This window comes from Butyrivibrio sp. (genome assembly GCF_017433805.1).
GTDB lineage: Bacteria > Bacillota > Clostridia > Lachnospirales > Lachnospiraceae > Butyrivibrio.
Genome location: NZ_JAFRGN010000059.1, coordinates 1 through 6,217 on the forward strand (window position 1 = coordinate 1; position 6,217 = coordinate 6,217).

At 42.0% G+C, this 6,217-nt stretch carries 5 protein-coding genes; 3 read left to right on the forward strand and 2 right to left on the reverse strand.

Annotated elements, in window-relative coordinates; translation table 11 throughout:
• The 3 genes from IJI01_RS13535 to IJI01_RS13545 form a co-directional block, all read left to right on the forward strand.
• On the forward strand, positions 1-339 hold a 339-nt coding region (locus IJI01_RS13535), incomplete at its 5' end, for an ABC transporter permease subunit (RefSeq protein WP_292191469.1).
• Positions 340-354: 15 nt separating this feature from the next.
• Entirely contained in the window at positions 355-1,227 is an 873-nt protein-coding gene (locus IJI01_RS13540; RefSeq protein WP_292191472.1) for a carbohydrate ABC transporter permease, read from the forward strand.
• A gap of 222 nt (positions 1,228-1,449) precedes the next feature.
• Positions 1,450-3,174 (forward strand): extracellular solute-binding protein, encoded by a 1,725-nt coding sequence (locus tag IJI01_RS13545; RefSeq protein WP_292191475.1) that lies wholly within the window; start codon positions 1,450-1,452, stop codon positions 3,172-3,174.
• Between the two features lie 211 nt (positions 3,175-3,385).
• Here IJI01_RS13545 and IJI01_RS13550 read toward each other — a convergent pair whose 3' ends face one another.
• Positions 3,386-5,698 carry a CPBP family glutamic-type intramembrane protease gene (locus tag IJI01_RS13550; RefSeq protein WP_292191477.1) on the reverse strand — a complete coding sequence of 771 codons (2,313 nt, stop codon included), beginning with the start codon at positions 5,696-5,698 and terminating at the stop codon, positions 3,386-3,388.
• A partial coding sequence (locus IJI01_RS13555) for a hypothetical protein (protein WP_292191480.1) occupies positions 5,695-6,217 on the reverse strand: 523 nt, incomplete at its 5' end. The genes IJI01_RS13555 and IJI01_RS13550, both read right to left, overlap by 4 nt.

Below are 6,217 nucleotides of genomic sequence, written 5' to 3' on the forward strand. Positions count from 1 at the left end.
CCAGAGCTTTACGAGGCAGCTGCTGTAGACGGAGCAGGCAGATTCCGTAAGATGTGGCACATTACACTTCCTGGAATCAAGCCTACAATCGTAGTACTTCTCATCATGAGCCTTGGTAACATCCTTGGCGGAGGTTTTGATAGACCATTTGCATTCCAGAACAACCTGGTAATGAGAGTTGCAGACGTTATCGCAACCTTCGTATATAGAGTAGGTATTAAGGGACTTCAGTTCTCACTGACAACAGCAGTTGGATTGTTTCAGTCTGTAGTTGGTGTGTTCTTCCTGTTAATGGCAAACTTCATCTCACGCAAGCTTGGTGAGAGAGGAATCTGGTAAGGGAGGACAAGAGAAATGAAAGTTAAATCAAATGCAGATAAGGTGTGGGATATCGTATTCGTTATCATCTGTCTTATCGTAAGCGCAATGTGCGTAATTCCTATGCTGAACCTTCTTGCCAAGTCACTTAGCTCAACAGATTTCCTGGTAAGAAACGAAGTATACATTATACCTAAGGGCTTTAACTTTAACGCTTATGCAACAGTACTTAAGGATCCAAAGTATATAAGAGCATTTATATGGACAGTATTTCTTACAGCTGTATGCACTATCCTGTCTCTTACTATGACAACCCTTTGTGCATATCCTCTTATATTTGAGAATCTGGTAGGAAGGCGTGCAATCAATATTTTTATCACTATCACAATGTTCTTTAATGCAGGAACAATTCCTAACTACCTGCTGATGCAGAAACTGGGACTTCTCAGTAACCCATTGGTTCTGATCATCCCAGGTGTTATGAGTGTTTATAACATGATCATTATGAGGAGTTTCTTTTATGGAATTCCAGATAGCTTGAGAGAATCAGCTGAGATTGATGGAGCATCCTTCTTCAAGATTCTTGTGCTGATCTACCTGCCACTTTCCAAGCCTGTTATGGCTACACTGGCTCTTTTCTATGCGGTAGGAAGATGGAATGGTTACTCAGATGCGTTGATGTACATGAGAGATGACAGATTCTATACATTGCAGCTTCTTTTGTACAACATCATCAACAATATCAACCAGGTAGAAGTAGCAACACAGGAAGGTTTCTCAGCACCTGGTCTTGCTGAATCACTTAAGGCAGCTATCGTAATGTTCTCTACAGTACCTATCCTATGCATTTATCCGTTCCTTCAGAAGTACTTCATCCATGGAGTAACTCTTGGAGCGGTGAAAGAGTGATTCTGAATCACTAACCGACTATTAGTGTAGTGATAAGAGAAGGAATCGACCACAAATACATGCATAAGGAACGATTTTAGTTCTATGGAGATAAGACAAAACCATTGTTTTGGCTTATTGGAATGTATAGAACTATGAGGGTCGTTGCATGTATTGTGGGAGATGATGTATATGGTACCAACCCAGTAGTGGGATAATTATTTATAAAACGGAGGTATAGTTATGAAGAAAAAGGTATTATCCATGTTTCTTGCATCTGCAATGGCTCTTTCAGTAGTAGCCTGCGGATCATCAAACGGTGGCGCTGACACAGGTGCAGCTACAGAGACTGCTCCTAAGACAGAAACCGCTAGCACAGAAACACCAGCAGCTACAGAGGCAGCAGAGCCAGAAGTAGCATCTGAACTTACAGATGGTAAGTTTGCAGAGACAAGAAAGATCACAGTAGAGATCTACGACAGAGGAAATGATGGCGGATCAGATCCTGAGAACAACATGTACACAGAGTTCATCAAGAAGGGAATGCTTGAAGAGCACAATGTAGAAGTTACTTTCAAGAAGGTTCCTAGATGGACAGAGGTTGATGATATCAACAACCTTCTCGCAGCTGGCGAAGCTCCAGACATCTGCGTAACATATTCATATCCTACAGTTCTTACATACGCTCAGATGGGCGGTGTTATCGATCTTAGCGAGATGATCGAGACTTACAAGGCAGATCTTCCAAACCTTTGGGGATGGCTTGGAGATACAAACATGCTTTGGGACAAAGATCCTAAGACAGGTTCTGTATGGGCTCTTGAAGGAAAGAGAGCAGAGCAGCAGAGAATCGTTACTTTCGTTCGTCAGGACTGGCTTGATAAGCTTGGACTTGAGGCTCCTACAACAACTCAGGAGTTCGAGGATATGCTCGTAGCATTCAAAGACAACGCTGATACACTCCTTGGAAGCGATGCTTCTAAGATGGTTCCTTTCTCAACAAGCTATGATGTAGGTTGGAGAGCATCTAACATCATCACATCTTTCATGGATCCTAACATCTCAGACAAAGAGTACTACATCAACGGATTCGATGACAGAATGGTTACACAGGCATCTACAAAGGATGCAGTTAAGCTCCTTAACAAGTGGTACAACGCAGGCCTTATGTGGAAAGATTTCGCTCTTTATGGAAGCGGAGACACAACTGAGGATGATATGATCAAGGCTGGTTATGTTGGTGCATTCCAGCACAACTGGGATTATGTATTCAGAAACGGTGAAGATTCAATCAACGCTAACCTTAAGAGAAACGTTGGCGAAGACGCTAAGTTTGTTCCTGTAGATTGCTTCCAGAATTCAGCAGGCAAGTATTCTAAGTGGCTTTACAGCTCAGCTGGAGACAGAAAGCTCTTCTTCCCTACAACAAACACAGAGCCTCGTGCATCTCTTCTTTACCTCGACTACATCTCACAGCCAGACGTTATTAAGTACCTTCAGGCTGGTGATGAGGGCGTAACACACGAAGTTCTTGATAGCGGCGCTATCCAGATCATTGCAGCAACAGGCGATGCAATCCAGAACTCTGGTAAGAACATCGACTACACAATCACATGTAACGGAACATACTTCGGCGATGAGAAGCTTGCAGCTCTTTCACTTGCATATGGTTATGCTGAGGCTGATCCTGAGCTTGTAGATCAGGCTAACAAGCTTGCTATGGCAGATGGTCTTGAGCCTAAGAACGTTAACGTTGGTGAGATCACAGCAGAAGCTGGTGTAGGTGATACACTTTCATCTAAGAGAGATCAGATCTATGACAACGCTGTAGTTGCTTCTGAGGCTGATTTCGATGCTACATGGGATAGCTTCATGGCAGATTACCTCTCAGCAGGTGGCCAGGCAATCATGGACGAGCGTGCAGAGAAGTGGGCTGAGTACTTCGGCGATGCTGAAATGCTGCCATGATATAGGTGTCATAATGCATAGATTATTCATGCTTGCATGAAATAATCTATGTATTAATGACCCGAACAAACATGAGGAAAAAAGAAATTTATGAAGTAAATTTCGATTTCCGAATGGTTGTAGGATTGCGAGAATGAAATGGAGCAATCCGTATACCATATAATTAAAAGGGCATCCCGACCGGGATGCCCTATTATAGTGCCTATATGGCTTATTTAAGTATCATAGGAGCGAACAGCTGGTAGCACATGATCATGATGCAAACGACTGCAAAAAGGACTGTTCCAGAGTTTCTATAGGCTATGGCTGAAAGTTCCTTGGATGGAACTTCATCTCTTTCAGGTTCGAGCTTAACATCTCTTTTTATCAGTGTATAAACAAGTGAAAGTACTCCAAGAACCAACATTGCATAAGCAAAGTACTGATAAGCTGTAGGAATAATCGGTGCCAGCGATGAAGATGTGTTCACGATCAAGTGTATTATGATGGTCAGAAGAACATTTCCTGTTTTCACATATACATATCCAAGAACGAGACCAATTGCAAATGCATAGAATAACTGATACAGGTTGCAGTGGAATAATCCAAAGGCAATTGAGGAGAACATAATAGCTGTAAATTCTCCATAGCGCCTTGTTCTGTCTATAATGAACTTTCTGAACACAAGCTCTTCGAATATTGGTGCAAGGAATGAAACCATTATAAATGCTGGTATATTGTCGCCTGCGATAAGTGTGTTGATCATTGTGTTCTCAGCTTCGCCACTTGTCATCAGAGAAGCAAGTCGCTGGCTGAATATATTAAGTGCGTAGGCTACAGGGAACACAACGAAAACGCATCTTAGATACATGCTGGCTTTCATTTTCTCTTTTACCGTAACCACAGAGTCGTTTGTGAGCTTCATTACGAGGAAAGATATCGGAACGGCAATCAGGTAAATGGCAATGCAGTTGTTGATAACAAGAAATGTTGTATCCTCATACATATCCGTAAGGCCTATATGCCTTTGTGCTGCTATCATATTGCCGATAACGCTTCCTACAAGACCACCAAGTACATTCGCAGCTAGCATAAAGGCAAGAAGTGCAAAGCCGACAATTGTATAGGTCTTTTTGGCTTTGTCATATCTTTCGTAGCTTGTTGGATCATAGACTGTGGTGCTCTTATCCTCTTCGTCCTCTGCCTTGGTTGTAACCTTGCCTGTAATGGCGGCTACAATCTCTGCAAACATTCCCTTGGTACCTTTTTTGAACAATCTGCTCTTGTAAACTCTTCCTGTAAGGAGTGCCAAAAGAACTGTAAATACAAGGAGTATAGCTAAGTACAATACAAATTCCAGAATACCGATATGTCCACTTGCGATATCACCAGGTAAAGCGAAGGCTGCTGTAAATGGTATGATTCGAATGATTGTTGTTGCAACCTCAGAACCTGTATATGAAGGAACATACAATGCGGCGATGAAGCCAAAGAGCATTGTCATTACTGACATTCCTGTAGTCTGTGTGAGCTCTTCTGCTGTAGCAGCAAAGGAAGCAAACAGTGCGGATACGAAGCAGTAGAAAAGAAATGCTGCAAGTAAAGCGATGATAGCCAGAATCAGTAGTACTCCGAAGTTATCTGAAATTGTTCCTTCAGGCATGGCCTCCATGAATGTGGAGATAAGGCTCTTTGGAGCTTCGCCTGTGAGACTCTTGATCATACTGTTACTTAATAGCAGTCCTGCAAATCCGCATATTACCCAGGTGACTATCTGGATAACTGCTTCACAGAAGATGGCAGTTACTTTACCAAAGATAATTCCTGAGGGTTCTGAAAGAGTCAGAAGATATTCATTGAGCTTGGATGTCTTTTCCATGCTGACTATCTGACCAATGCTCTGACCATAGAAGATTACCAGGAAGTACAGAACAAGCATAACTAGCATGTGAGCAAGGTAAGATAATAAAGAGTAGTCATCTTCCTCTTCTACGGCATCTGCTTTGGTTTCATCGAAGCTTATGTCGCTGATAGCCATGTTGAGCTTTTCTTCGGAAATACCAGTGCTTTTGATCTTGGCATTTTTAATTGTGTCAGCAAAATCTTCTATGAAATCTGCGCTTTCGTCGCTGTTAATAAGACTTGTTTTCGGGATATAGACTGTAAGGTCGCAGCTGTCTTCGCTCTCGGCAACTTGAAGGACAATAGAGTAATCAGCGTTATCACCAAGGTAAGTTGCTGGATCAGAAGCAGCTTTCTGCGGGTCTACATCATTTAGTTCACTGAACTGAAGGTTTGGATAATCTTTTTGATGTTTTTGAACGAAGCTGTCAGTATCAATGGAATAATCTGTTTCATTTACTATGTATACAGCTTTCAGGGCTTTTATCTGTTCTTCCTTATTAAAGGCTCCTGCAAGGAATATATTTGTGACTGCAACACCTACAAGGATTACTATACCTGCGATAGCTGTAGAAGTTATGAATTTCGAGCCTTTGATGGCTTGTTGCAATGTGAATTTTAATATTTTTAGCCAGTTCTTCATACGACCACCTGCTTTTTCATAAGTGTAATTATGTCTTTAACGCCAAGTCTCTTGCCCTGGAAAAGAAGCATTGACTCATATACTGCGGATGCAAGGATAAATGTACAGGCTGCTGTGATTATTATGATGACAAGTGCTATGAGACCCGCAATTACACTGAGCTTGCCAGCTAATATAAGGGCTGGAGTAATGAATGCACCAGTTAAAGGGAACATAGCAAAAAAAGTCTGAAGCGCCTCATGTCCGCTTGAGTTAAACATCAGGATTATATAGAACATATCCGCATAAACACAGATCAGCAGTATAAAGCTGTAGAGCTTATATGCATCCTGTAGTTCGTCGAGCTTGGATACGCTTGCGCCAGTAAGGGCTCCAATAATTGAGAAAAGAGCCAGACCAGCAAGGAAGTATAATACAGCAACCACCAGTTTTTCAGGAGTCATTGTCTCCCAGAAGGTTGAAACTGTAACTACGCTACTTGTGGTGTTTGATACTGCCTTGGTATCTCTTATCAGGAAC

Excerpts from the sequence above, each read along its gene's own strand:
- IJI01_RS13540 (WP_292191472.1), top strand. The coding sequence starts at position 355 with ATGAAAGTTAAATCAAATGCAGATAAGGTGTGGGATATCGTATTCGTT.
- IJI01_RS13545 (WP_292191475.1), top strand. The coding sequence starts at position 1,450 with ATGAAGAAAAAGGTATTATCCATGTTTCTTGCATCTGCAATGGCTCTT.
- IJI01_RS13550 (WP_292191477.1), bottom strand. The coding sequence starts at position 5,698 with ATGAAGAACTGGCTAAAAATATTAAAATTCACATTGCAACAAGCCATC.